Source organism: Bifidobacterium sp. wkB344, from assembly GCF_003688305.1.
GTDB lineage: Bacteria > Actinomycetota > Actinomycetes > Actinomycetales > Bifidobacteriaceae > Bombiscardovia > Bombiscardovia mizhiensis.
Window position 1 is genome coordinate 294,545 of sequence record NZ_NPOQ01000024.1, and the last position, 24,561, is coordinate 319,105.

Consider the following 24,561-nt stretch of genomic DNA (forward strand, 5'->3'; position numbering starts at 1 on the left):
GTCTCCTCAACCCTTGATATGCAGGTTCCACAGGGGCAGGTAGCGGTCCAACAGAGAGTTGGGCATACCCTGGAGTCGGGGAGCGCTCAGGACCAAGGGTGTGCGCTCATAAAGCCAGTCGCTGGGGGAGAGGTCGCTGACCTGTCGGGCGAAAGCCCGCAGCCGCTCGGCATAGGTGTTCTGGTCGGTACTGGCCTTGACCTGCTTCCAGGATTCCTGGACCTCGGTGTTGTCGAAGAGCATGGTGGCGTTGGGGTCGGCGAAGCGGCCGATGTCGTCATTGTCCATGACCAGCAGGGCCATGTCGTAGTCGTGACGGGTGAGCACCTGGTCGCGGAATGCAGCCTGATCCACCATGGAGACCCGGGTGGGGATGCCCACCGCCTTCAGTTGCGTGCTGATCAGATCGCCCACCTGGCTGCCGAATTCCTGGGGATAGACCAGGCGCAGGCCGCCGTGATAGTAGGACTGGGCATAGTAGGAGGCTCGACGAGCCGCTTGGACACGGTCGAATGGGAAGGCCTGCAGACCGGGATCATAGCCTGGGCTGAGCGGGTTGAGTGGTCCACCTAGCGCCTTGGCTGCGCCGCCTTCCAGATCGGCCAGCGCCTGACGGTCCAGTGCGTAGCGAACGGCCTCGCGCACATGTTGGTCGGACAGCAGGCTGGATGCCTCGTTGTTGAAAGCCAGGACCACATTGTTTGTGCTGGGTGTTGCTGTCGGAGCCTTGCCGGCCTGCTTAGCGGTAGCCGGATCCATGTCCACTACAGCGTCCAGACGTCCCTGGTTCAGATCTTTGACGGTCTGCTCGGGGCTGCCGGCATAGCTGAAGATGACCTTGTGGATGGCGGCCTTGTCCGGGCCCCGGTAGGACTTGTTGGTGGTCAGGGTCAGGCTGGTTCCCGGCTGCCAGTCATCCACTTGATATGGGCCTGATCCGGCCGATTGGGTGGAGTAGTTGACGTGGGCCTGGCGATCGTAGACAATACCGGCCCGACCGCTCAAAGCGGTCAGCAGATGGGCATCTGGGCTCTTCAGCCTGATCACTAGGGTGGCTTCATCCGGGTTGGTAACCCTGGCCAGGTCATCCAGGTCCTGGTGGCCCTGATACTGATGATCGAGGATCTGCCGCAGGGACCAGAGGGCATCCTCTGAGGTCACCTGGCGTCCGTCGGCGAAGCGGGCGTCATTGCGCAGATGAAAGGTGTAGAGCAGCCCATCGGCGGAGATCTCCCAGTTCTGGGCCAGTCCAGGAGTCGGTCGACCTTGGGCGTCGGGCCTGGTCAGGGTCTGGTAGACGTTGCCCATCAGGGCCTGGTCAGTGGCCTGGCCGGGCTCGGTACGGATGTCCAAGGAGACCGGAGCCTGCCGGGCCCGGATGCGCACTACTTGGCCCGAGCCTCCAAGGTTCCAGGGCAGCCGCCAGCCTCCCTGGCCAGTCAACAACGGCCAGGCCATGTAGGTGCCCGCGGTCAGGACCGCCAGTACCAGGATGAAGATGATTCCGGAGCTGATTCGTCTGTGTCTGCCGCTTGCCATGGTTTTGATTCTATCGAGAGGCCGGTCCGGCCAGGAGCTCGGCGCTGGGACATGTCTCGGCCAGTGGGCAGTGCAGGCAGTCTGGCTTGCGGGCGTGGCAGGTAGCTCGGCCGTGGAGGATCAGCCTGTGCGATAGATTGGTCCAGTCCTCGGGCGGGAAGCAGTCGCAGATCTCATGCTCGATCTTCACCGGATCGGGATGGGTGCTGCGCCAGTCGGTCCGCCATCGCAGGCGGCCGGTGACCCGGGTGACGTGGGTGTCCACAGGGAATCCAGGAATGTTGAAGGCGTTGCCTAGGACCACGTTGGCTGTCTTGCGTCCCACGCCAGGTAGGCTGGTCAGCTCCTCCATGGTCTCAGGGACCTTCCCGCCGTAATCCTCGGTCAGCATCAGGGAGAGCCCCAGCAGGTGGCGGGCCTTGGCGTGGTAGAAGCCTACCGGATGGATGATGGCCTCCAGCTCGGTCGGCTGGGCCTGGGCCATGGTTGCAGGGTCGGGGTAGCGCTCGAAGAGTTCGGGGGTCACCGAATTGACCCGCTTGTCGGTGGTCTGGGCGCTCAGGACCGTGGCCACCAGCAGTTCGAAGGGGTTGCGGAAGTGCAGGGCGCAGACCGCCTCGGGAAAGACTTGGCAGAGGATGCGGTATTCCTCGTGCATGCGGGTCAGGCGCTGGGCTTTGCTCTCCCTGCCTTGGTGGTGCTTTCGATTGGATGATGCATCAGTCACTATGATCGGTTTTCTTCTTCTTGGCATCTTTGGATTGTTTGGACTGGCTGTCATTTTGTTCGGCGGTATCCGGTTCGCTTCCTGCATCTGTCGTGGCCTTGGGAGCCTGGGCCGTTCTTCCCGATGAGGGCGGGTCGAACCGGTATCCCACATTGCGGACCGTGCCGATCAGGTGCTCGTACTCGCTGCCCAGCTTGGCCCTGAGCCGCCGCACGTGTACATCCACCGTTCTGGTGCCGCCGTAGTAGTCATAGCCCCAGACCTCCTGGAGGAGCTGTGCCCTGGTGAAGACCCTGCCTGGATGCTGAACCAGGTATTTGAGCAACTCGAACTCCTTGTAGGCCAGGTTGATGGGGCGGCCGTGTATCCGGGCCGTGTAGCTTTCGGTGTCCACAACCAGGTCACCCGAGCGGACCTGGCCAGTGGGCACCTGATCCTCCGCCTCTTCCGGCTGGGCATCCGGCTTGCGCGTCGGTGTCACGCGCTGACAGACCAAGCGCAACCGGGCCTCGACCTCGGCGGGTGATGCGGACTGAATGATCACATCAGCTACACCCCAGCTGGCATTGACCACGGTGAAGCCACCCTCGCTCAGAATCAGGATGATGGGTGTGGACAGGCCCGAGGCTCGGGTCAGGTTGCAGAGGGTCTTGGCCTCGGCCAGGTCGTCGCTGGCGTCGATCAGCAGCACGGTATCCTCGGGCATTCTTACCAGGGATGCGGCATCCAAGGGCAGGACGCGCACTCGATGGGAGAGCAGGGCCAAGGCGGGCAGAACCGATGCCGGGTCCTCGGCGCAGGTCATCAGGGTCAGATCCGTCACGGGGGTACCTTCTTCCCTGTCCGTTCGTCCATAGCGGTGGATTCGTTGAACAGTCGTCATCATTGTACAATCGGCCCGTCACAGGGGCTCCGAGTTCACAGGATGGCCTTGCCCTAGGATGTGACGTATGGCTCCCCGACGGGGACAGGCAGGAGGACCCATGGCGCAGACCGTAAAAGAAACCCGGGATGGGCGCGCGCCCGCCCTGACGCAGTTGCTGGCCCTGGCGGCCCTGATCCTGCCGGGCGTGGCGACGGGCTTGCTGGCCGCTCCTCGGGTCGCTCGATTGACACAGGCCGTTTTGGTCCTAGTGCTGGCATTGGTCCTGTTGGCCTCTTGGCCCCTGGTGGGTAAAGGCATCCGACCCGGTCCTGACCGAGCCATGTCCGGCCTGCTGACCTTGGTTGCTCTGGTGCCGGCCCTGGTCGTACAGGGGCCTGGTGCCCTCTGGGCCTGGCTGTCGACTGCGGCATTCCTGCTGGCCCTCCTGGCCGTGTTCATGTTTGTTCGGCAGATGCTGCGTCGGGACAGGCGGATGGTCATTCGGGGCATTTCTGCAACCGCCATGGGCGGGGTGACCGCCGTCGTTGCCTCGGGGTGGGTCTTCCTGCCAGAGCTGATCAGAGGCCTGCGACCTGACCTGATGCTGATCCTGGTGGTGCTTGTGGCCTTGCTGCTGCTGGTCGGGCTCATGACCTCGGGCTATCGCTGGGCCCAGGAGGCAGCTGATCGGCGTGGGGCCGTTGGTCTGGCGCTGATGTCGGTTCTTTTGGCCGGATCCATCGTGGCCCTGTCCGTCATGGTCTTGCAGACGACGTTCTGAGTCAGGCATTCATCAGGTGATCCAGAAGGATCTGGATGCCCATGACGATCAGAATAATGCCGCCAGCGATTCTGGCAGGCTTGCGCCAACGGGACCCGACCGCGTATCCGATGCGCAGCCCCAGAATGGAGGCAGCGGCCGTCACCAGCCCGATGACCAGTGCGGACAGCCAGATGTTGATGCCCAGCAGAGCCAGGCCCGCGCCCACACCGAATGAGTCTATGCTGGTGGCGATGGCCGCAGGAAGCATCTGCCGCCAGGAGAAATTCTCCTCGCCGTCCGCTCCTTCCTCCTTGCCGTAGACGCCCTCTCGGATCATGTTGACCCCGATGGCTGACAGGATGCCGAAGACAATCCAGTGATCCACAGCGGCCAGGGAGTTCTGCAGCATGGAAGCGGCGAAGTAACCTAGCAGGGGCAGCAGAGTCTGGAATCCGCCGAACCAAAGTCCGACCAGCCAATGATGGCGCGCCCGCAGTCGGTCCACGGACAGCCCCTTGCTGATGGAGACGGCGAAGGCATCAGAAGATACACCTAAAGCGATAAACAACAATCTCAAGAACACGGCATTCCTTGAAAGGGTTCATCCCTGGTGGGATGGGCCTCGACCAGGTCTCCTCAAACCCGCCTACGCCTCGGGAGCGTCGAGCGCGGAACTGCCGATTGGAGTCGGCTTTGAATTCGTTGAATGCCGTTCACATGCTACGCCATAACAATATGGACATAGATTTTACTTGTCAGCGCTGTGATAATCAAGCATGACAAGCTATCCGATCGGCCTGTTAGTGAGTTATGGTCACAGTCAGACTGCCCCCTGCCGCATGGACGGCGCTACTGATCCTGGTAGGTGACGGCGTAGAACTCGCCGTTCTGGTATCGGGCCATGTACACATCGCTGACCTTGTCTATGCCCTGCTTGGCCAGCTGCTCGTCGAGCCAGTCCTCGTCCCGGCCCATAGTATCCAGCACGTCCGGATTGACCCGGCCGTCCATGACCACTGGATAGCGCACGTCCTTGTCACCCTCGGAAATTATAGTCAGGCTGCCGTTCTGCTCGACAATGCCCCGCTTGACGTCACGAATGTCGTTGATGCCCTTGGTGCGCAGCTTGAAGTCCACCTCCTTGGCCGTCAGGTTGACCTTGAGGCAGTTCTGAACCAGCAGTTTGCCGTTCTTGATGATGGTAACCGGTTCGCCGTCGATGTACTTGCCCACTGCATGGATGTGGGTCTTGGCGTACCTGGTAATGAGGATCAGCGCCGCCCAGATCAGCAGGATGACGATGTACTGGGCCATGGAGATGCTGTCGCTGTAAATGACTCCGCCGATGATGCCGCCCAGGACGTAGTTCTGCAGCTGGTCCATGGGCGAGGTGGGCGCCAGATTCCCCTTGCCGGTCACATTGATGAGCAGCGTGATGAAGAGCAGCCCGACGATCAGCTTCAGGGCCACGTTGACGTAGAAATTGATATCCATGGGTCACTCTCCGATCACGGTGATGTCTGGGTGGTACAGGTCGGCGCGCTGCAGCAGGAACTCGGAGCCGGAGCTGTTGAATACCAGGGTGTAGTAGCCCTTGGGGGTCTTGATGATCATGTCGTTGTTGCGCGAGGTGTCGTTGATACTGATTTGCTCAGGCTTGACCTTGAGTTTGGCGGCGGACTTGTCGATGACCGTGGTAAGCTGACCGCTCTGCAGGCTGGCTGTGCGCAGATTGGTGTAGTCGCTGTACTGGATGGCCGCCGCCAGCAGAAGTAGGGTGGCCAGGATGATGGACAGATCCTTGTACTTATGGTTCCAACGGTGGCGGGAGTACATGAACAGGAAGAAGAGAAAGGCCAGGGCCAGAACGACGACCACGATGATCCTGATCATGGTCCAGTTGGTTTGCCCACCCTTGAGATATTGGTACGTATAGAAAGTCATAGCCGCTCCTGCCCTTGCGCGCGCACCCGCAATTGGCAATCGTAGACGGCCGGACGCGTTTTGGGAGGATTTGGGCATGCAAAACCCCGGTTCAGGCGCTTGATTGGGCCCTTGCCGGGGTGGTTGTGACCGCTAGTCGGCCTTGGAAGTCAGTGCTGTTCGGCCAGGCGCTGGCGTGCAGCCTTGATCTGGGTCTCGGCGGCCTCCGCGTTGGTCCAGTAGTCGCCGGGCATGACCTCCTTGCCTGGCTCCAGGGCCTTGTACTGCTCGAAGAAGTGCTTGATCTCCTGCTTGTGGAAGTCGGAGACGTCGTCGATGTCCTTGATGGCATCGAAGCGCACATCGGCGGGCACGCAAAGGACCTTGTCGTCCCCGCCAGCCTCGTCGACCATGTGGTAGAGACCCACGGCGCGGCATTCGACGATGCAGCCCGGGAAGACCGAATCGGGAATCATGACCAGGGCATCCAGGGGATCGCCGTCCTCGCCCAGGGTGCCGTCGACGTAGCCGTAGTCGTCGGGGTAGCCCATGGAGGTGAAGAGGGTGCGGTCCAACCTGATGTGGCCGCTGTCGTGGTCCATCTCATACTTGTTGCGGGAGCCCCGAGGAATTTCAACCAACACGTCGAATGTCTCTGCCATTGTCCTGTCTCCTTTTCGGTCTGGACGGCATAGGAATGTCTCATACACAGCATAACCGTCCCGGGGCACATTCGACCACAGTGCTTCGCTGACGCTCACGCCTGCTCGGCGGCCGCTCATACTCGATTCATGGGGTGGGCGAAGAGTGAGGACAAGTATGAACAAGCGCAGATGGACGGGTCTGCTGGTGGCCTTGGCTGCACTGGCGACCCTTGTGGGCCCGGCGGCCCCCGCCATGGCTGGCGGCGGATCAGGGCATTCCGGCGGCGGTGCTGAAGGCAATGGCCGGTTTTGGCAGGGCTGGACCTACAAGGATGACGACCATGGCTCCTTCGGTGGCTATGAGATAGGCAGCATCGACAGGGCCTTCTCCAAAATGGGGATTGTGGATGGCGGCAATGCCACCACTGCTCGGGTCAAACGCCAGGCTCTGGATGAGGCCAACGGCAACTGCCAGGCACGCTTTAACGAGGCCCATGCCGACGAATCCGGACAAAGCCACTGCCGGGTGACCGGCGTGGGTGTGGTCACGGGCTACCGCGGCTCTCAGCGGGTCTTCGATGGGGTGAGCATGGCCATCCATAGCATATGGATGGACAACTGGCGAAGTCAGGTGGCCAACCGCACTTTCAGCAATCGAGGGGTGAGCTATCGGACCGGCGAACCTTTTTGGGACCAGCCCGGAGACAGCCTGGACAAGTTCGCCGACATGTACGCCGGCAACGAGCACAGCATCTCCTTGGTGGTCTTCATGCTCAATGACTATGAGCCCAAACCGGCCGATCTGCCGCCGAATCCACCTGACAAGAAAGTGGATCCTGGCACCAGCGCGGATGGTATGACCAACCGCACCCGCATCGAGACAGGAACCGGTCGGGGCGGCCGCGAGTTGACCTTCAGCGATGTCTTCGATCCCCAAGGCAAGCAGTATCATGTCGGCGGGCAGAAGGTCAAAGACCTGACCAGCGGTGAGGATCTGACCAGCAAATTCACTTTCAACACCGCCGATGGGAGCCGACCGCCCGGCAATAGGGCCACAGCCACCTGGAAGGGCGGGGCTCTGCCCGAGGAGCATCAATGGGCATGGCAGCTGGACGTGACCGTCGAGCAGCCGGACATTGGGGTCATAGTGGACTGTGGAAAAGTGCATTGGAAGGGCAGCGTCCGTCAGGTTGACCAGTCGACCCCTGAGCGCCGCACTCCCACTTGGAAGCCCAGTCCCGACAAATCCTGGATTCTGCGCGATCCCGCCACCGGGCTCTGGAAGGCAGTCGTTGACCCTCAATGGACCAACAAAACCGGCGCTGACGGACATGCCTTTCTGGACGGCGACAGGGTGGGGTCAGTGGTCAATGCCACTGTTGAAGCCCATCTGATTGAGGCTCCTAATGTTTTTGCCCTGACTGACGACTGGAGCGCTGCCGACTATCTGGTTGATCCAGATGGCGCTCGGGCTATTCGCGTCTTCGAGGCCAAGGCCAAGGCGGATGCAGATGGGCACTACCGCCGCAGCAGCATCCAGGACATTGTGGACAAGGGCAGGGATGTGACCGACCGTTTCGAGATCAGCGTGACCGGCACTCGGGCGCGGGCACAGGCCAAAAGCGGATGGCTGAACGGTCTCAAGGGGATGGAGGATCCTAGGCAGGTCACCATGCTGGTTCCCTTTACAGTTCGCTTTGCCAACGGTGGTGGTGCAGCCAAGGTTCGCACGGATCTGGGCGGAACACCTGACCAGGAACTGACCTTTTGCCAAGCCCCGAACGGCCATGGCAGCCAAGGCGCGGCGCTGACCAACTCAGGCTCCCAGACAGTCAATACGCAGAGCGTACAGACCAACAAGCCGGGCATCTGCGGATACCTGCCTCCGGTGCGCAAGGATGTCATTTCGGAGGCCGGCCAAGGCGGGGAGCAGGCCAGTGTTGACGGCAAGGTGGTCTTTCCTGGTCAGAGGCTGGAGTATCAGCTGGATACCCAGCCCAGCCTGCCCGACAATCTGGCCTATCCTGTCAAATCAATCATCCTGACGGATGTCTACGATCGCTGGTTTTTGCCCGACAAGCAGACTCTTGAAGTGACTGATCTGCAGAGCGGCGACGTCATCGCCAAGACCGGATACGCCACAAAGTGGAAGGACAAGGAGCACAGCCTGCGGGTGACCATCACCGACCCCGCCCGGATCAGCCAGTGGCGTGCCGGGGGCAATCCCAGGATCCGCCTGCGTTTTGAAGGCAGGGTTGATCCGAAGGCTCCAACGGATCATCGTGTAGACAATCAGTGGGTACTGACGCTGAACAACTCGTTGACCCCCTCCAACCAGGTAAGCAATCCACCGGCCGACTTCCATCCCTCAAAGAGCGATGTAAGTGCGCATGATTCGGGCGTCAACATCGACGGCAAGGTGCTTTTTGTGGGCGACCGAGGGGTCTACCGGATCAGTCTGGACGCCCGTCGCAAAGACACCGCCTATCCTGTCTGGCGGCTGGGTATGACGGATGCCTACGACGCTCGGCACCTGGATATCAATTCCAAACATATCGAGGTTTTGGGTTCCGACGGCCGCGATTACACCAAGGCTTTCAATACCCAGGTGGAAAACGGTGTAGTCCTGGTCTTCGCCAAAACCGTGGATACCTATGTTCCTGCCACTGGCGTCACCCTCAAAGGGGATCCCCAGCCTACCGATCTGGCTGCCTATGCTGCTGCACGCGGTCATAATCCCCTCAGAGAGCCGGCTATTGACCAAGGACTGCTGGGGCGCACCTACGATGTGGTCCTGCCTTACACGGTCATCCGCGCAGAATCAGGTCATGTAGTACGTAACCAAGCGACCCAGATCGTCAACGACCTACATAAAGCGACCAACGTGGTCGCTAATCCGGTCAAGTTGCTCAATCCCGCCAAGGATGTGGTGGTCGCCGTGGGCGGGAAAAGCGCACATGGCGGCAGCATCTACCGCGATCGGCTCTTCCTCTATCGCCTGGACTCCAGTCTGTTGCCGGCCGGACGGGCCTACCCGCAGGTGAAAACCTGGCGGATTGAGGATCGGCTGGATCCCACGGTGGATCAGTTCACTGGCCATTGGGCCGTCTACGCAACCCAGGACCTTTACGAGAACGGGCACATCCTGATTCATCATGGACAGATCATGGCTGGTTCGGACATGTCTGCAGACATTCATGGCGATCCCTTGTTCACGATGACCGCGGACCCTGCAGGCCTGGTCAAAGTGGAAGCCACACCTCGATATTTGGCCTTGGTCAGCGCTTCAGGCGACCGCCCGGTCGGCTGGCGGGCCTACCTGCAATGCAGGCGGCTGAAGAACGTGGAACGTCATGAGAATCGATTCACTGAGTTCTATCAGGACAAGACTCTGGTCTCTAACACAGTCTGGACCAGAACGCCCGAAATGACCCCGGCCCTGCATATCGAGAAATTTGATCAGGCAGGCGGCATGCCCAAGGGTGATCGGGATCAGCCAGAGCAGGCTCTCCGGACTCATGACGATGTCGCCATTGTCTTCCGAATCACCAATGATTCTCCTCGCGATCCCAGCGATGGGACCGGAGCCATCTTCCCCGCCCGGCAACTCCATTTGGAGGATCAGACGGTCGTCGGTCAGGGACGGGTGACCGGGATCCGCTATCCTGACAACTGGTCGACCCTGATGCTCCGACCTGGCCAGTCTGTAGACGTGCATGCCACAGTGACAGGCATATCAGGTAGGCACACCGACAGGGCTCGGGTGGTAGGCAGTCCGCTAGTGCCCTGTCCAGTGGAGGATCAGGCTTCCCTGCCTCAACTGGAGAATGGCCAAAAGGCATCTGGGCGAGCGGATTCGCACGGAGTGGCAGTCGATGGTCGTCTTCTCTGTGCTGATCGAACTGTCGAATCCAACAGTGATGATTGGAACGCTCTGAAAGTCGCGCTGCCTAAGACCGGATCTGCGGTTGTGCTTCCCCTGTCCCTTGCCACTGCGGCGGTCATGACTGGGCTTCTCATCTTCCGTTTGGTCAAAAAGATGTCCGCCCTTAGCCGCGGATGGCAGTGACCAGGAATAGTGAGGACCCGGTGCGTGCATCTTGGTCTGTTGACCGGCCTAACGCGGTCGGTCAACAGACCAAGGTCAGTCTCGATCTGCCCTAGAGCAGATCGATCTGTGGGGAGACGATACCGGGCCGTTCTGGTTCCGTTGCGTTCTGGAATAGCCAATAGAGTATGGCCGGCTAGATTTGATCCAGCCGGTAGAGTGCAGCTGTTTCTTCTTGCAGGTACCGACATGACAATGCGGTGAGCTACGACTTATCCTTGTGCAATTTGCTGATCTAAATAGCTGAGAATAATATGATCAGCGCTTTTCGTGTTCGGATAAACCTACCAACCAGGATATAAGAGCACCTACTAGAACGAAAGATCCCAAGGCCACCAGGCCAGCTCTGCCTGTGGCGACGGTACCGAAGAGAGAATCGAACCATACCCTTATGTTGGGTGCGAAGAAACCACCGAAGCCTCCGACCATGTTGACGATACCGATGCCACCTGCCAAAGCTGCGCCGGTTAAAAGCTCGGTAGGCATTCTCCAGAAGATGGGTTGACTGGCGATTACTCCTGTGGCTGCGATGCACAGACATAGGATGGCCGGCAGTGGCTTGGCGAATGCGGATAAGGCGATAGAGCAACCAGTGATGAGTAGGATCGCGGCGACGAAGAGATGGTGATGGCCTATCTTGGTTGACCATTTGGGCAGTAACCAGGTGCCGATCAGTGCGCAAAGCCAGGGGAGCATGGATATCAGAGAAACTTCCATGCCTACCTTTTTGCCGATTAATCCTGAGACCTGAGAGGGAAGATAGAAGGTAATTCCGTAGACCCCCACTTGAATCATAAAGTACACGATTGAAAGAGCCCAGACTCGCCATGAACCAAGAGCTCCAGACATACTCGATTCCGTCTTGGTCTTGGTATCTGCTTCGCCATGAGCGATGGCCTCAGCCAGGATTTCACCCTCACCAGCATCCAGGAATCTTGCTGTCTTGGGGCTGTCATCCAGATAGAAGTAAGCGGCGATTCCCACAGCTATGGCAGCCACGCCTTCGATCAGAAACATCCAGAACCATCCGGGCATTCCAAGAATTCCGTGCATCTGCAGTAGCAGACCGGATACTGGCGCACCGATGATCATGGCCAGAGGAGCACCCATGTAAAACAGCCCTCTGATTTCGTCCTGCTGTTTCCTGGGGAAGAAGATGGTAGTTAGATAGATGGCTCCAGGAAAGAATCCTGCCTCTGCGACGCCAAGTAGGATGCGCACGACAATGAACTGTGTCTGATTATGCGTAAAAGCCATGCCGGTGCCGACGATCCCCCACAAAATAGTCAATATGGTCAACCATCGTCTGGCACCTACCTTGCGCATCATCAAATTAGATGGCGCTCCTAAGAAGGAATAAATAACGAAGAACAATCCCGATCCCAAGGCATACCCTTGGGCTGTGAGCCCAGTGTCTGCCATGTACGATTGCTGGGCGTAGCTGATGTTGCTTCGGTCGAAGAATGCCATGACGTACATGAGCAGCAGGAACGGAACTAAGCGTTTCGTGGTTTTAATGATGATCTTGTCGAGGCGTACCTGTTTCGCTGCGCTCGTTGGCTCTTTTGTCATATTGACCTCTTTGTACAGGAATGGAGTGTCGCATGTTTGCGGCATTTGTCCCATCTGGCCACGTGTCGCGATCCGCTGTGATCGGAGCGTTGAGTTAATGCATCTCTGTTCGTGTGGACCAGTGATTGACACCAGTATACAAGTATTGGGTAGTTGTCCCTATATGTGGAACAATCCAGGTTGTAGGTTGTAGCGCAAGAGTAAAACGTCTACCTATATATCGGTAATACGTTTCCCAAATATAGGGACGTTATTTCATGATTGGTACAGTGAATATGAGGCATCCGACGGATGGTTTTTTGAAATCCTAAGAAGAAGCCGATTCAATGACGAAGAACTGGAGGTTGCAATGTCGCTGTCTTCAACCAAGTTGCCAACGATACGATCCATTAGGGCATACAGCATGGGTGGTGCTGCGGCCAAAGTACATGGCCAGGGAGGAGGTGATTACCATGACCAGGGCAAAGGACACTGGATCGATGATCATATCGCGACGCCAATGAGCAAGTACAAAGAATATGAGCAATCCCGCCAGTCATTTGGATTGAATGTATTGGGGACTCTGGTCGTTGAAGTTGAGGCTTCTGACGGGACGACCGGGTTCGCTATCTCGACTGCCGGCCAGATCGGCTGTTTCATCGTGGAGAAGCATCTGAGCCGCTTTGTTGAGGGCAAAAAGGTCGATCAAATTAAGTTGATCCATGATCAGATGACTAATGCGACTCTCTTCTATTCAGGGGGCGGCGGTGTCGTCATAAATGCGATCTCATGTGTGGATCTGGCATTGTGGGATCTTTTGGGGAAGGTCGTTGGACTGCCTGTCTACAAAATTCTCGGAGGAGCAGTCCGGGATGAAATCCATTTTTACGCCACCGGCGCGCGTCCCGACCTGGCTAAGGAGATGGGCTTTATCGGTGGAAAGATGCCGACGCATTGGAGCTCGGCCTTCGGCGAGGAAGGCATCCGCAAGGACATAGCGATGCTTGCTGACATGCGCGAGAAAGTCGGATCGGATTTCTGGCTTATGTTCGATTGCTGGATGAGTCAGGATGTGAACTATGCGACTAAACTGGCTCGGGCTGCGGCACCATATGGATTGAAGTGGATGGAGGAGTGCTTCCCTGCTGCCGATGTACAGAGCTATCGCGAATTAAAGAGGAACATGCCTCCGGGCATGCTGATGACTACTGGTGAGCATACAGGCAATCTGAGTTCGTTTAAGGAACTTTCGGATGCCGGCGTCGATATTCTGCAACCTGATGTAGGTTGGTGTGGCGGTATTACATCCCTACTGGATATCGCTGCACTAGCAAGAGCTCATGGACAATTAGTGGTTCCTCATGGTTCGTCCGTATATTCTCACCATGCCGTTATCACCTTTACAAACACCCCCTTTAGCGAATATCTGATGACTGCTCCGAAGGCGGATCATGTCCGTCCCCAGTTTGATCCGTTGCTGAAAGGAGAGCCTGTTCCAGAGCACGGTGTCATTACTACCGATCAACTTGACAAACCAGGTTTCGGCGTCGAGTTGAATCGCGAATGCGCTCTGGAGCGGCCATACACGCACTGAGCAGCTACGGACGATATCGCGGTTCCGGTCGTGTCGGGAAAGAACTATGTGGAAGGGCATTTATGTCGTGCAACATACCTCATAACGAATTCAAAAAGGCTTTAAAGGAGCATCGTAAGCAACTCGGACTATGGCTGGCCTTCGGATCGGCGACAGCAGCTGAAATCTCGGCTGGCGCTGGATTTGACTGGTTGCTAATTGATGGAGAGCATGGTCCGAATACGCTGACTACCATTCTTGACCAGCTTAGGGCCGTGCACGGGTATCCGTGTACGCCGATTGTGCGTCCTGCCAGTCCGGATCCTGTACAGATCAAGCAGGTTCTCGACCTAGGAGCACAGACCCTCCTGTTGCCTATGGTCAATACGTCTGAACAGGCTCAGCTTATGGTTAAGGCGGTTCGATATGCTCCAGATGGAATTCGTGGTGTAGGGGCTGTCCTGGCACGATCGGGTCAATGGGGTCGAATACCCGATTATATGCGTGATGCAATTGATGAATTATGTATTGTTGTACAGGTCGAAAGCCGGGAGGCTTTGGAAAATATCGATGCCATAGCTGCCGTCGATGGTATTGACGGAATCTTCATTGGGCCTGCGGATCTTTCTGCTTCGCTGGGATATCCGGATGATGCTGGCAACTCTGTGGTCCAGGATGCTATACATAAGGCTTTTGATTCTATCCTCAGCCATGGCAAGGCTGCGGGGTCCCTGGCTTTCGATGACTCACTAGCGAAAAAGTATTTTGACTGGGGAGCAAGTTTCATCGCCGTCGCCGGCGATACCGATCTGTATGTGCGTGCCATGGAACGAGAGCTGGCATTGTTCAGATGAATAAGGCTGAGCGGGTTTTTCGTCCTCCTAGTTGAGATGCCCTAAAATGTGGTATATGGCAGAGACAAAGGCACCTGCGGGAACGCAGACCTTGATCCATGGGATTGTGGTGCTCCGAGCCGTAGCGCATGGGGCGCGCAATCTCAAGGAGGTAACTGGGCAGACAGGTCTGAGCAGAAGCAGTGCGCACAGACTGATACAAGCTCTTCGCAGCCAGCGTTTTCTCCGTGAAGAGAGCAATGGGGATTTGCGTTTGGGGCCTGCGCTGATTGAGCTGGGTTTCCAGGCCCGGGACGAGATATCAATTCAGGAGGTTGCCCGCCCGTTTCTGCTCGATCTGGCCCAGACTGCTAAGGATACGGTACATCTCGCTGTAGAGGACTCAGGCTCGGCTTTATATCTTGACAAAATTCACGGCAGCCGTGGCATTGAAATTCGCTCTTGGCCTGGCTGTCGTATGCCCTTGACTTTCACAGGGATTGGAAAAGCTCTTTTATTGGACGATCCTGACCGTTGGCAGTCCCAGTACATACAGGACAGAAATCTTCAAGATCGCAAACCTGAACATGATTATGCCAACGAGAAAACCTTTGCAGCGGCAATGAGGCAGTTTGCCAACCAGGGGTTTGCATACGATCTTGAGGAGAATGAGCCTGGTATCAGATGTGTGGCTGCCCCTGTTCGGGACGGTGCCGGCGCAGTGACGGCTGCGATTTCCATATCGGCTGCAGTTACATTTATGCCTGGTAAGCGTATGAAGGAGCTCGGGCGGCTTGTAAGACGCACTGCTGCGTGCATATCGGTACAGCTCGGATATGGTGGCGACGAGGATATTGCAGTCGAGACTTAGCAAGTAAAGCGGCCAGATTCCTTAGACATCGTGAGTTTGCCAAACATTGGTCAAAAAAATGATTGTAGGGGAGGCTAGTAGGGTCAAAAACAGCATGAATCCGTAATCAGGCGCAGGCATAAACTCATGAATCAGCAGTGAATCATCAGTTCGTTCCTGCCTGAGTGCTCAAATACGGACACCAGGCTAAGGGGAATTTGCGTTAATTCTCTTTAGCGTCCAGTAGCACCACACCCTGGGGCGGGTTGCTGTCGATGGCTCCCACCGTCTCATGCGGCAGATAGGGCTCCTCCATGGACAAGATTTCTTCAGGTGTGAGTTCCAAATCCAGCGCAGCTGCAGCATCGTCAAGGTGCCGGGCCTTTGTGGCGCCGATGATCGGTGAGGCTACGCCTTTGGCCCACTGCCAGGCAATGGCTACCCGGGCCATAGGTACGTTGTGCCGCTCTGCCACTTTCTGCACGCGGTCAATGATGGCCAAGTCGTTGTCTTCGGCCCGGTCATACTTGCCGCGCGAGACCTTATCGGTGGCGCTGCGCAGGGTGTCAGCGGTCCAGGTGGGCCGTGTCAGATGGCCGGCGGCCAGAGGGCTGTAGGGCATGAGCGAGACGTCCGTCTTTTTGCAGAAGGGAATCAGGTCCTTCTCATCCTCCCGGTATAGCAGGTTGTAATGGTTCTCCATGGCGCTGAAGGGGGTCCAACCGTTGTCATGGGCGACTTTCTGCATGTCCTGAAACTGGCTAACGTACATGGCCGAGGCGCCCAGCGCTCGCACCTTGCCGACCTTGACTAGATCGTTGAGCGCTTCCATGGTCTCCTCGATTGGCGTTTCATAGTCGAACCTGTGGATGATGTAGAGGTCCAAGTAGTCGGTACCCAGTCGCTTGAGCGTTCCATCAATCTCGCGATGGATGGCCTTGGATGAAAGTCGTCCCTCATTGAAGTAGACCTTCGAGGCGATAATCACCCGGTCGCGGCTTGTATGATTTCTCAGCGCCTTTCCCAGATATTCCTCACTGGTCCCGTCCGAGTAGCCGTTGGCCGTATCGAAGAAAGTGATGCCCAGATCCAGTGCGTGAGCAACCACCGCGTCAGTTTCTTCCTCATCCAGTGTCCAGTCGTGCATGGTGCCTGGTTTGCCGAAGCTCATGCATCCCACGCAGATCTTCGATATGTTGATATCCGTTTCGCCCAGTTGTGTGTACTGCATTTAAGCCCCCTTGGCCTTCCTTGGTGCAGATGCAATCATGCTAGCAAGTTCAAGTCGGTGGAAGTCTACTTATCAGGTAGCTGTAGTAGTTAGGACTCTGTGCGAGTGGCTCTTGGGCTCGGATATCGATTCAACGGTTTGAACTCGTGTGGTTCTCGTCTGGGTCGACCCTGGAGATCCGGATTTGAATTCGAAGTTTTCCGGCTGATGGGTATAGAGGTTCGGCCATCTGCATGATCAGAGCGATGGTCAGATATGGTGGTCAAAGCTGTGACTGTTGTTGTGAATTTGCCACTGATACCAGGCGCGCGTTAATGCAGTTGTCCATTTGTGGCTAATCCAGGCAAAGCTTGAATGGTATGGGGTAACGGGGCTGCAAATACCATTACAGAGAAAACCACAGCAGGTCTATCTCCATAGATGACCCAGTAAGCCAGGCCAACAACTGCATTCACTACTACTTCGAGGACGAGCTTATAGGTGCCATGCAGCGTGCGAGCAAAGTTGAGGCTACCCATATTGACTAGATGATTACTCGAGCTATGAGAAACAAAGCCCAGAGTATTTTCCCCATGTGTATGCTGCCCGAGGACGACACCGCTGAAAATGCTGACATTCCAACGCTCTCAACCAGAAATAGAACAGCAAGCACGAATCCAGCTGACAGTCCAGTGGCTGCTGATCCATATCTTCTGCAAGTATTCGTGCTGATAGAGCTTTGGCGTAACATACGATGAACGATAATCACGTCTTCCATCTATGGATTTCTTGTGGTACCTGCGAAAATAGGATTGGTCAATCTGCGTTATCGAATCGGCCGATTTCTCATGATTCTGGCCACTTGCCTGGGAAGGCAAACTCATTGAGGATCGCAAATACAGCAATCGAGGATACGCCAGGAGATAAGAACTTCCTAATCCCCGGGATTGCAGTCTCGTCCGTATAGAACTTCAGGATTCCAATATCAAGTGTCAAGTCTGTCGGTTTTTGATTCAGGTAAGTTCATTGATATTTCTCAGACATTGCAATGCTTCTGTTTTAATATGTGACTGCGTTCCAGTCGGCTGCGCGCGCCTGCAGGCTGACATCCTGATTAAATGAGCATGTCACTGGCAGCTGTGGTGCATGCCTTGTTCATATTTTTAGCAGTTGTTGGATGCGACATGCATGATCGGTCTCAAGACATGACTGTTTGTCTCGCCGGCAATCGTGCTTTGGTTATGAAACCTATATCTGGCGGCATAATCATCAGTGTGAGTTTACGGGTTCAATGATTGGTCTCAATGAGTTTGGCCGATTGATAGTTGTCTGATTCCATTGAGGTGATAACATCCCAATTATTGATTTCTGAATATTTCAAGTTTAGCTATGTATTTGCCGAAGATCCTTTGCCAAATTTCAATCGGTTATTCGAGTTTTCAACAATGATATGATTGTAGGCGAATCAAAATATCATTTGATGAAGGGGTTCATATGACGTGTCAAAAAGATATGAGTTGCATTAAATTTTCGAATCTATTGAATACTATGGCGAGCACTAAGATGAACACTAAGAGCTTGTGCGATCCTTATAAATATTCCGCCATGTATGACCAGCAAGTGCACCAATCGCAGAATACACATGGAAAAACGCAGAAACAACTTATGGTGCCGTGGTTCATCAACAATTCAACTCTCGGTTCAGAGCCCTTTTCAAGGAAGGAACCGAATTACAGTGCGAAAAGATGCTTCGGCAATCTGAAAAATGCTGCATCCCTGCTTTGGATTGCCGAGACAGTCGGCATTTGCAAATCAAAAGTTGCTGAAGCTTTCGAAAATGCAAAGAAGGAAAGAGACTGTCGACGGGCCTGCGGCGCGATAAGACATATTATTACCTGGTCGATGATCATGCAAGTCGTACACAACAAAACTGTTTAGCGTCAGGAAAACTGTCCATGTAGTTGTGTCTGGCGACCTGGTCAGGCCCCCTTTGTGTTTAGACGGAAAATGCCAAATCTAACAAAGGCTCGGAACTCAAACGATTTCGAGCCTTACTGGTAGCAGGGTCAGGATTTGAACCAGAGACCTCTGGGGTGTTGGGGGCTTGCCCCTGACCATTTCAGGTTTAATTCACCCGTAGGGTTCCACAAAGTGGAATGGCTTGCCGTGAATTAGCCTAAAATGCAAGGGCTAAGGAACTTGGCCCGCTTTTGTAGGGCTTGACAGATTGTCCTTATTGAAAACAACTTTGTCTTTGTTTGCCTCTTCAAACAGTCGTCTTGCCTTGTTGAAGTTTTCTTTATCTGGACGAATGAGTAAATCCGGAATAGAATCAACTCGTTCTTCTGTAGGATTCAATTCTCTCACCTTTGAGTTGAAGTAGTCGGCGAATAATTCGTATTTTTCACGGATATGTCTGTCAGTCTGGTTGTTGAGATTGTTGATAACGTGTTTACGTACTTGCTCAATAAACGGAATAAACCGGTTCTCGTCGCAATACTCGGGTACAAGCGTGTCGAGGTAAAAAACTGTTCCGTCATTTTTTACAAGTTCACCAAACTCTTTAACTGAATCTTCAAATCTGTTGGTTTTATCATCTTGAATGCCTTTGAGCAATACGTCTGAGTCAACAATTATACGCGGCCATATAGCTTTGGTCTCTTCGGCAATATATGCAGTGTTGATTGCCGGGCCGTAGCAAATGCTGGTATCGATTCTTGCATTTGAATCGGTGTTTTGGACTTTTTCATGAATGCATTTTCCATGTGTGATGGCACCGCGTGGGAATAGGCCATATGCCAGAAAGGCGTTCATTATGAACGCAGCGGTATTAAGGAAGTAAAAAACATCGCTGGAATCGACCGAGTGGAATTTCTGTGTCAAGAATAATGAATCAGAGAAAAAGGTTAGTTGTGTGTCACCTATGAAAGAGTCTGTTTGATCGGAATATTCTAAGTGTATTTGGTGTAGTGCGGTGTGTATCTGTGCTGCTATCTCTGCATTCTCAACGGATGCATTGACTAAATTTTTGAAACCAAGAATGTCTAAAAACAGCACAACTCTGTTTTCGTATTCAGGATTATTCATATACTAAGTCTATAGCAGAAGGCTTTCGTCGTTAGGAGGATGTTTAACCCACTTATTCGGACGTAGGCATGGTTCATACTATGTATGAATGAACTCTTGAAATTTCTCCAAAGATATTCCTCTGTTACGCAAATCTCATGGTTACTCGCTGTATCTTGACGGACTTTTGTGCAGAAGAGATACTGGATTGTGGATAACGGGGTAACCTGTTGCTGATTTGTGGAGTCCAATTAGGCTATTGGTAGTTATATATACGCAATAGCATCGAGGTCAATACTTATGAATGGATGCACGTTAATCAATGAAGTTGCCGAACAATTTGATTTATATCGCAAGACAAACTCTGGGGGTATCTATAGGGGGAGTCCCATACTACATTATTTGTGATTTAACACTTACTGTGAATGGGAAAAATGCAGTACGTGAGGATCAAACTCTTATTTTGAACATGGACAGCTCTTCTTCGCCGAATGTGGCGGAAATAGACGGTCATGATCCATATTGGTTCTCTGAATTCAAATTACAGTACATGAAGAATATATCGTTTGACGGTAAAATCATAGACCTTGATGGTGACGCTCGAGGTGAAAGGCCATATGGGAAGTACCATCTTTCAATCTCAAACATCCGAAAAGCTTGATTGACCTTCGGCGTGATGGACTCCCCGCCTCGGTTGCCCGGTATCTACGTTCGTCGTGTGATACACGATTCGAACTTGGACCGGGAATCAGAATCTGTTGCTATCGCTGATTTTTACGCTGTTATTGGGGTAAGGCTGAGCAAAGCAAAAGCCCGGAACCGTTGTGATTCCGAGGCTGACTGGTAGCGGGGTCAGGATTTGAACCTGAGACCTCTGGGTTATGAGCCCAGCGAGCTACCGAACTGCTCCACCCCGCGTCGGCTGTTCAACACAGCAGTTATCTATGTTACGGATTCCAGCGCACTTGTCAAGTCCGTGTGTGGGCAGGCCTGCGCTGGGCCATAATGGAGTCATGCCTATCACCATCCCCACCGGATTGCCGGCCAGATCCATCCTGGATTCGGAGCGCATCTTCGCCTTGGAAAGTCACGAGGCGGAGCGCCAGGAGATGCGTCCGCTCAAGCTGGTCATCCTCAACCTGATGCCGACCAAGGTGGAGACCGAGACCCAGCTGCTGCGACTGATCTCCAAGTCGCCGCTCCAGGTGGAGATCGACTTCATGAAGACTTCCACCCATCAGGCGGTGCACACCAGCATGGATCACCTGGTCAAGTTTTACGAGAATCTGGATTCCTTCAAGGACAACTGTTATGACGGTCTGGTCGTAACGGGCGCCCCGGTGGAGCAGATGGACTTTGAGCAGGTCGACTACTGGGAGGAACTGACCCGTATTCTGGACTGGGCGTCTACCCACGTCTTCTCTACTATGTATCTGTGCTGGGGGGCCATGGCTGGGCTCTACTACCGCCACGGCATCGCCAAGCGCAACCTGGATCGCAAGGTCTTCGGGGTCTTTCCCCAATATCTGCAGGATGAGTACTGCTTCATCACCAATGGTTTCGACGAAATTGCCCTACAGCCCCACTCCCGCTGGGCCGGGATGGACGAGGACCAAGTTCGGGCCTGTCCTGATCTGCAGGTGCTGACTTGGGGTCCCCAGTCGGGTTCAGGGCTTATCAGCACCCAGGATTTCTCGGAGATCTTCGTGCTGGGCCACTGGGAATACGACCGTGACACTCTGGCCCACGAGTACCAACGCGATATGGCCAAGGGCCTGGATCAGGTACCTTTCCCGGTCAACTACTATCCTCACGACGATCCGACATTGGAGCCGATCTTCTCCTGGCGTGCCCATGCCAACCTGCTCTGGCGAAACTGGCTGAACTGGGTCTACGAGACCACCCCCTACGACCTGAACCAGGTGCCGACCCTGCGGGCGGCGGGCCGACTGGGTACCGACCGATCCATCAGACACGCTCCCGGATGCCCACGCGCGGACGGATATCGGCCCCTAGCGGGTGACGGATATGGGCTCATTCCGGGCGCTGTTAAGAGTTGATGACGATTGCATTACATTCGTCATCAACCTGTCCACGCCGCGGTTCGGATTCGACCTGCGGCCACTATCTGTGACACACTAGATGAATCTGTGGTTACCGTGGCTCTTGGTGTGGGCTACACTACCCATACGGTGCAGCCATGAGTCGCATACGCGCTATAGTGTTCACTGTGTCGTTCAGGAGGCGATAGATGCTAGAGGCAATGGGAAGTGAAGCTTTCAGTCTGGCCATGGCCAAGCCGAGCGAGCTACCCACCATTGAAGATTTCCTGCCTCCTGAGATTCTTTTCCAGGGAACGCCCTTCGCTATGAACCGGATCATCCTGATCAGGTTTGTGGCCATGGTCATCATCCTTCTGGTGCTGGGAATCACTGCCGCAAGGGCCAAACTGATCCCCTCCCGCTGGCAGGGGGCCATTGAGTGGGTCATCGAGTTCATCCGCGACTCGGTCGTCTACGACACCCTGGGCGAGATTCGGGGCAAACGCTACGTGCCCATGATCACGACCATCTTCCTGACCATCTTGGTCTTCAACCTCTGCGGCATCATACCGGGCATGAACATCGCGGCAACAGCGACCATCACCATGCCCTTGGTCTTCGCCATCTGGACTTTCTGCCAGTATATGGTGACGGGCTTCCGTGAGCAGGGCGTCTGGGGCTACTTCAAGTCTGAGCTCTTCCCGGCTGGAGTGCCTTGGCCTCTCTATATCATTCTGACGCCCATCCAGCTGCTGGAGATGGTCATCGTCAAGCCGGCCTCTCTGACCATTCGACTCTTTGCCAACATGATCGCCGGCCATCTGCTGGTGGCGGTCAGCCTGGCCTTCACCCAGTTCTACATCATCGAGGCCAGCAACAAGCTCTTGGCCTTCGCTGGCGTAGGTTGGTTCGTTCTGGGCTTCGCCCTGACGGCCTTTGAAATCTTCGTTGCGGCCCTTCAGGCATACATCTTCGCCATCCTGACCACGGTCTACATCTCCATGAGTTACCCTGAAGAAGGTTGAGCGAAAAGAACAAGCCGCGGTCGACGTTTCAGGCGGTCGCAGCCCACATATTCGTCGGTTCCGTCCGGTAGACGGGGGTCGGGGCCGAACCACAATCCAAGAACCGGCAACGGTGGAGGAAAGGAAAATAAATGGACATCATCACACTTGCTGAGGTCTCCGGCAATCTGAGCATCCTGGGATACGGCATCGCAGCTCTCGGCCCCGCACTGGGTCTGGGCATTGCCGTCGGCAAGACCGTCGAGAGCATGGCTCGCCAGCCTGAGATCAGCGGGCAGCTGCGGACCACCATGTTCATCGGTCTGGCTCTGATCGAGGTGCTGGCCCTGCTGGGCTTCGTGGCGCTCTTCATCGCCTGAGCCGTGCGATTCCTGCATGATCCGGCTTCGATAAGGGAAAGGAGGAGCCAATGTACGCTCTAGCGGCAGGCAAGGGGATCCAGCTATTCATCCCCCAGCTCTATGACATTGTGTGGTCGCTGGTCATCCTGGTCATCCTGGCCGTCTTCTTCTACAAGTTCTTCATGCCCAAGTTCCAGGCCATTTTCGATGAGCGCTCGGCCAAGATCGAGGGCAATATTCAAAAGGCCGCCAAGGCTAGAGAAGAGGCGGATCAGGCCCGCAAGCAGTATCAGGACCAACTGGGCAAGGCTCGTGTTGAGGCGTCCCAGATTCGTGACGACGCCCGCGCCGAGGCATCCAGGATCGTGGCGGATGCCAGGACCCGGGCAGAAACCGAGGCCAACCAGATCACCGAGAACGCCCAGCGATCCCTCAAGTCCCAGCAGCAGCAGGCGCTGGTCTCGCTCAAGGGCGAGGTGGGCACGCTGGCTACGGCTCTTGCCGGCAAAATCCTGGGTTCGCAGCTTCAGGATGATGCCGTGCAGTCCTCCATGATCGACTCGATCATCGCGGACCAGGGTGGACAGTCCTCGGACAAGCGGCAGGCATGATGACTGATTGGCGGACGATGGGAACGTTGATTCCGCGAAAGGGGAGGTGACATGCGAGGAGAGACTTCGCTGAGCTCCGACAAGGAGACCAGGGCCAAGTATGCCCCCTTGCTCAAGAGCAAGGGAAAGGATGCCCTCCGCGTGGCCATGGAGCTCTATACCTTCGTGACCCTGCTTGATGCCAACAGACCCCTGGAGCGTGCGCTGACCGACCCCTCCCGTCCGGCTGAGGACAAGTGGCGTGTGATCGACACCATCCTGGCCGACAAGGCAGATCCTCTGACCGTGGATATCCTCCATGACCTGACTGATCATCAGTGGAGCCGTGTGGTGCACATTGCCAACGCGGCCGAGGACATGTCGGTGGACGCCACCGCTTATTACGCCGATGCTCTGGGCATCACCAACCAGGTGGCCGGCGAGCTGGCTGAGATCCATTCGGCTCTGCTCGGCATGCCTCTAGTGCTCTTCCGGCTCTCCGACGAGTACAGTGATTCCAAGGCGCGAGCCGACCTGCTCAGGGCGCTCTTGGATGGGCAGCATATGCATCCGGTTACCGAGCAGATGGCCCTGAACGCCACCATCGATCTGCGCGGGCGGCGCTTCCCTGACACCATCGTTTGGTTGGTGGATCGCTTCTCTGAGCATATGGATCAGATCATGGTCACCGTCACCACGGCGGTCTCCATGAATGACCAGCAGGTCAGCCGCTTGCAGGAGGTCTACGGGCGCAAGCTTGGTAAGCCGGTCCACATCAACTCGGTGGTCGATCCCTCGGTCCTGGGCGGTATGAAGGTCCAGTATGGATCGGTCTCTACAGACGGCACGGTGGCTACGCAATTGAAGCACCTGAAGCGGCGCATGGCCGTGGCAGGATGAGCGGAGAACCG

The 24,561-nt window shown here is 55.7% G+C and carries 22 protein-coding genes and 1 tRNA gene; 12 read left to right on the top strand and 11 right to left on the bottom strand.

Annotated elements, in window-relative coordinates:
- Nucleotides 1–6: 6 nt before the first annotated feature.
- From CI601_RS07975 to CI601_RS07985, 3 genes are all read right to left on the bottom strand, one after another.
- On the bottom strand, nucleotides 7–1,539 hold the full coding sequence (locus CI601_RS07975) for an ABC transporter substrate-binding protein (protein ID WP_121915007.1): 1,533 nt from the start codon (nucleotides 1,537–1,539) through the stop codon (nucleotides 7–9).
- A 10-nt stretch (nucleotides 1,540–1,549) separates the two neighbouring features.
- The gene (gene nth, locus CI601_RS07980) at nucleotides 1,550–2,197 is read right to left on the bottom strand and encodes an endonuclease III (RefSeq protein WP_121915065.1); all 648 of its coding nucleotides are present in this window, start codon (nucleotides 2,195–2,197) and stop codon (nucleotides 1,550–1,552) included.
- Nucleotides 2,198–2,258: 61 nt separating this feature from the next.
- Nucleotides 2,259–3,089 (bottom strand): response regulator transcription factor, encoded by an 831-nt coding sequence (locus CI601_RS07985; protein ID WP_121915008.1) that lies wholly within the window; start codon nucleotides 3,087–3,089, stop codon nucleotides 2,259–2,261.
- Between the two features lie 160 nt (nucleotides 3,090–3,249).
- Here CI601_RS07985 and CI601_RS07990 point away from each other — a divergent pair, with 160 nt between their 5' ends.
- Nucleotides 3,250–3,912 (top strand): hypothetical protein, encoded by a 663-nt coding sequence (locus CI601_RS07990; protein WP_121915009.1) that lies wholly within the window; start codon nucleotides 3,250–3,252, stop codon nucleotides 3,910–3,912.
- 1 nt (nucleotide 3,913) lies between these two features.
- Here CI601_RS07990 and CI601_RS07995 read toward each other — a convergent pair whose 3' ends face one another.
- From CI601_RS07995 to CI601_RS08010, 4 genes are all read right to left on the bottom strand, one after another.
- Complete coding sequence (locus CI601_RS07995; RefSeq protein WP_121915010.1) at nucleotides 3,914–4,477, bottom strand: manganese efflux pump MntP family protein; 564 nt, start codon at nucleotides 4,475–4,477, stop codon at nucleotides 3,914–3,916.
- Between the two features lie 266 nt (nucleotides 4,478–4,743).
- Nucleotides 4,744–5,388, bottom strand: a complete 645-nt coding sequence (locus CI601_RS08000) for a DUF421 domain-containing protein (RefSeq protein WP_220702627.1) — start codon at nucleotides 5,386–5,388, stop codon at nucleotides 4,744–4,746.
- A gap of 3 nt (nucleotides 5,389–5,391) precedes the next feature.
- On the bottom strand, nucleotides 5,392–5,838 hold the full coding sequence (locus tag CI601_RS08005; protein ID WP_121915011.1) for a DUF3290 family protein: 447 nt from the start codon (nucleotides 5,836–5,838) through the stop codon (nucleotides 5,392–5,394).
- 149 nt (nucleotides 5,839–5,987) lie between these two features.
- Nucleotides 5,988–6,479: an inorganic diphosphatase gene (locus CI601_RS08010; protein WP_121915012.1), complete on the bottom strand. Its 492-nt coding sequence runs from the start codon at nucleotides 6,477–6,479 to the stop codon at nucleotides 5,988–5,990.
- A gap of 157 nt (nucleotides 6,480–6,636) precedes the next feature.
- Between CI601_RS08010 and CI601_RS08015 the strand changes: the two genes are divergently transcribed.
- Nucleotides 6,637–10,530, top strand: coding sequence for an LPXTG cell wall anchor domain-containing protein (locus CI601_RS08015; RefSeq protein ID WP_121915013.1), 3,894 nt, complete (start codon nucleotides 6,637–6,639; stop codon nucleotides 10,528–10,530).
- 297 nt (nucleotides 10,531–10,827) lie between these two features.
- On the opposite strand, the gene CI601_RS08020 is transcribed toward CI601_RS08015, so the two are convergent.
- The gene (locus CI601_RS08020; RefSeq protein ID WP_121915014.1) at nucleotides 10,828–12,141 is read right to left on the bottom strand and encodes an MFS transporter; all 1,314 of its coding nucleotides are present in this window, start codon (nucleotides 12,139–12,141) and stop codon (nucleotides 10,828–10,830) included.
- 349 nt (nucleotides 12,142–12,490) lie between these two features.
- On the opposite strand from CI601_RS08020, the gene rhmD reads away from it, so the two are divergent.
- From rhmD to CI601_RS08035, 3 genes are all read left to right on the top strand, one after another.
- Nucleotides 12,491–13,714 (top strand): L-rhamnonate dehydratase, encoded by a 1,224-nt coding sequence (gene rhmD / locus CI601_RS08025; protein WP_121915015.1) that lies wholly within the window; start codon nucleotides 12,491–12,493, stop codon nucleotides 13,712–13,714.
- Nucleotides 13,715–13,776: 62 nt separating this feature from the next.
- A complete protein-coding gene (locus CI601_RS08030; RefSeq protein WP_121915016.1) occupies nucleotides 13,777–14,547 on the top strand; it encodes an HpcH/HpaI aldolase/citrate lyase family protein in 771 nt (256 codons plus the stop codon).
- Nucleotides 14,548–14,602: 55 nt separating this feature from the next.
- Nucleotides 14,603–15,397 (top strand): IclR family transcriptional regulator, encoded by a 795-nt coding sequence (locus CI601_RS08035; protein ID WP_121915067.1) that lies wholly within the window; start codon nucleotides 14,603–14,605, stop codon nucleotides 15,395–15,397.
- 202 nt (nucleotides 15,398–15,599) lie between these two features.
- On the opposite strand, the gene CI601_RS08040 is transcribed toward CI601_RS08035, so the two are convergent.
- Nucleotides 15,600–16,607, bottom strand: a complete 1,008-nt coding sequence (locus tag CI601_RS08040; RefSeq protein WP_121915017.1) for an aldo/keto reductase — start codon at nucleotides 16,605–16,607, stop codon at nucleotides 15,600–15,602.
- A 1,542-nt stretch (nucleotides 16,608–18,149) separates the two neighbouring features.
- On the opposite strand from CI601_RS08040, the gene CI601_RS08045 reads away from it, so the two are divergent.
- Nucleotides 18,150–18,524 (top strand): hypothetical protein, encoded by a 375-nt coding sequence (locus CI601_RS08045; RefSeq protein ID WP_147437947.1) that lies wholly within the window; start codon nucleotides 18,150–18,152, stop codon nucleotides 18,522–18,524.
- A 252-nt stretch (nucleotides 18,525–18,776) separates the two neighbouring features.
- Here CI601_RS08045 and CI601_RS08050 read toward each other — a convergent pair whose 3' ends face one another.
- On the bottom strand, nucleotides 18,777–19,673 hold the full coding sequence (locus CI601_RS08050) for a hypothetical protein (protein ID WP_121915019.1): 897 nt from the start codon (nucleotides 19,671–19,673) through the stop codon (nucleotides 18,777–18,779).
- A gap of 301 nt (nucleotides 19,674–19,974) precedes the next feature.
- On the opposite strand from CI601_RS08050, the gene CI601_RS08460 reads away from it, so the two are divergent.
- Nucleotides 19,975–20,313 carry a hypothetical protein gene (locus tag CI601_RS08460; protein ID WP_183129815.1) on the top strand — a complete coding sequence of 113 codons (339 nt, stop codon included), beginning with the start codon at nucleotides 19,975–19,977 and terminating at the stop codon, nucleotides 20,311–20,313.
- Nucleotides 20,314–20,493: 180 nt separating this feature from the next.
- Here the strand turns inward: CI601_RS08460 and CI601_RS08055 are convergent.
- Nucleotides 20,494–20,570: transfer RNA gene (locus tag CI601_RS08055), tRNA-Met, on the bottom strand.
- Nucleotides 20,571–20,665: 95 nt separating this feature from the next.
- On the opposite strand from CI601_RS08055, the gene metA reads away from it, so the two are divergent.
- From metA to CI601_RS08080, 5 genes are all read left to right on the top strand, one after another.
- Nucleotides 20,666–21,712: a homoserine O-succinyltransferase gene (metA, locus tag CI601_RS08060; protein ID WP_121915020.1), complete on the top strand. Its 1,047-nt coding sequence runs from the start codon at nucleotides 20,666–20,668 to the stop codon at nucleotides 21,710–21,712.
- A 191-nt stretch (nucleotides 21,713–21,903) separates the two neighbouring features.
- Entirely contained in the window at nucleotides 21,904–22,719 is an 816-nt protein-coding gene (gene atpB / locus CI601_RS08065) for a F0F1 ATP synthase subunit A (protein ID WP_024626882.1), read from the top strand.
- A 131-nt stretch (nucleotides 22,720–22,850) separates the two neighbouring features.
- The gene (gene atpE / locus CI601_RS08070; protein ID WP_015022486.1) at nucleotides 22,851–23,078 is read left to right on the top strand and encodes an ATP synthase F0 subunit C; all 228 of its coding nucleotides are present in this window, start codon (nucleotides 22,851–22,853) and stop codon (nucleotides 23,076–23,078) included.
- 50 nt (nucleotides 23,079–23,128) lie between these two features.
- Complete coding sequence (locus tag CI601_RS08075) at nucleotides 23,129–23,671, top strand: F0F1 ATP synthase subunit B (protein WP_024626881.1); 543 nt, start codon at nucleotides 23,129–23,131, stop codon at nucleotides 23,669–23,671.
- A gap of 51 nt (nucleotides 23,672–23,722) precedes the next feature.
- Entirely contained in the window at nucleotides 23,723–24,550 is an 828-nt protein-coding gene (locus tag CI601_RS08080) for a F0F1 ATP synthase subunit delta (RefSeq protein ID WP_121915021.1), read from the top strand.
- The last annotated feature ends 11 nt before the right edge of the window (nucleotides 24,551–24,561 follow it).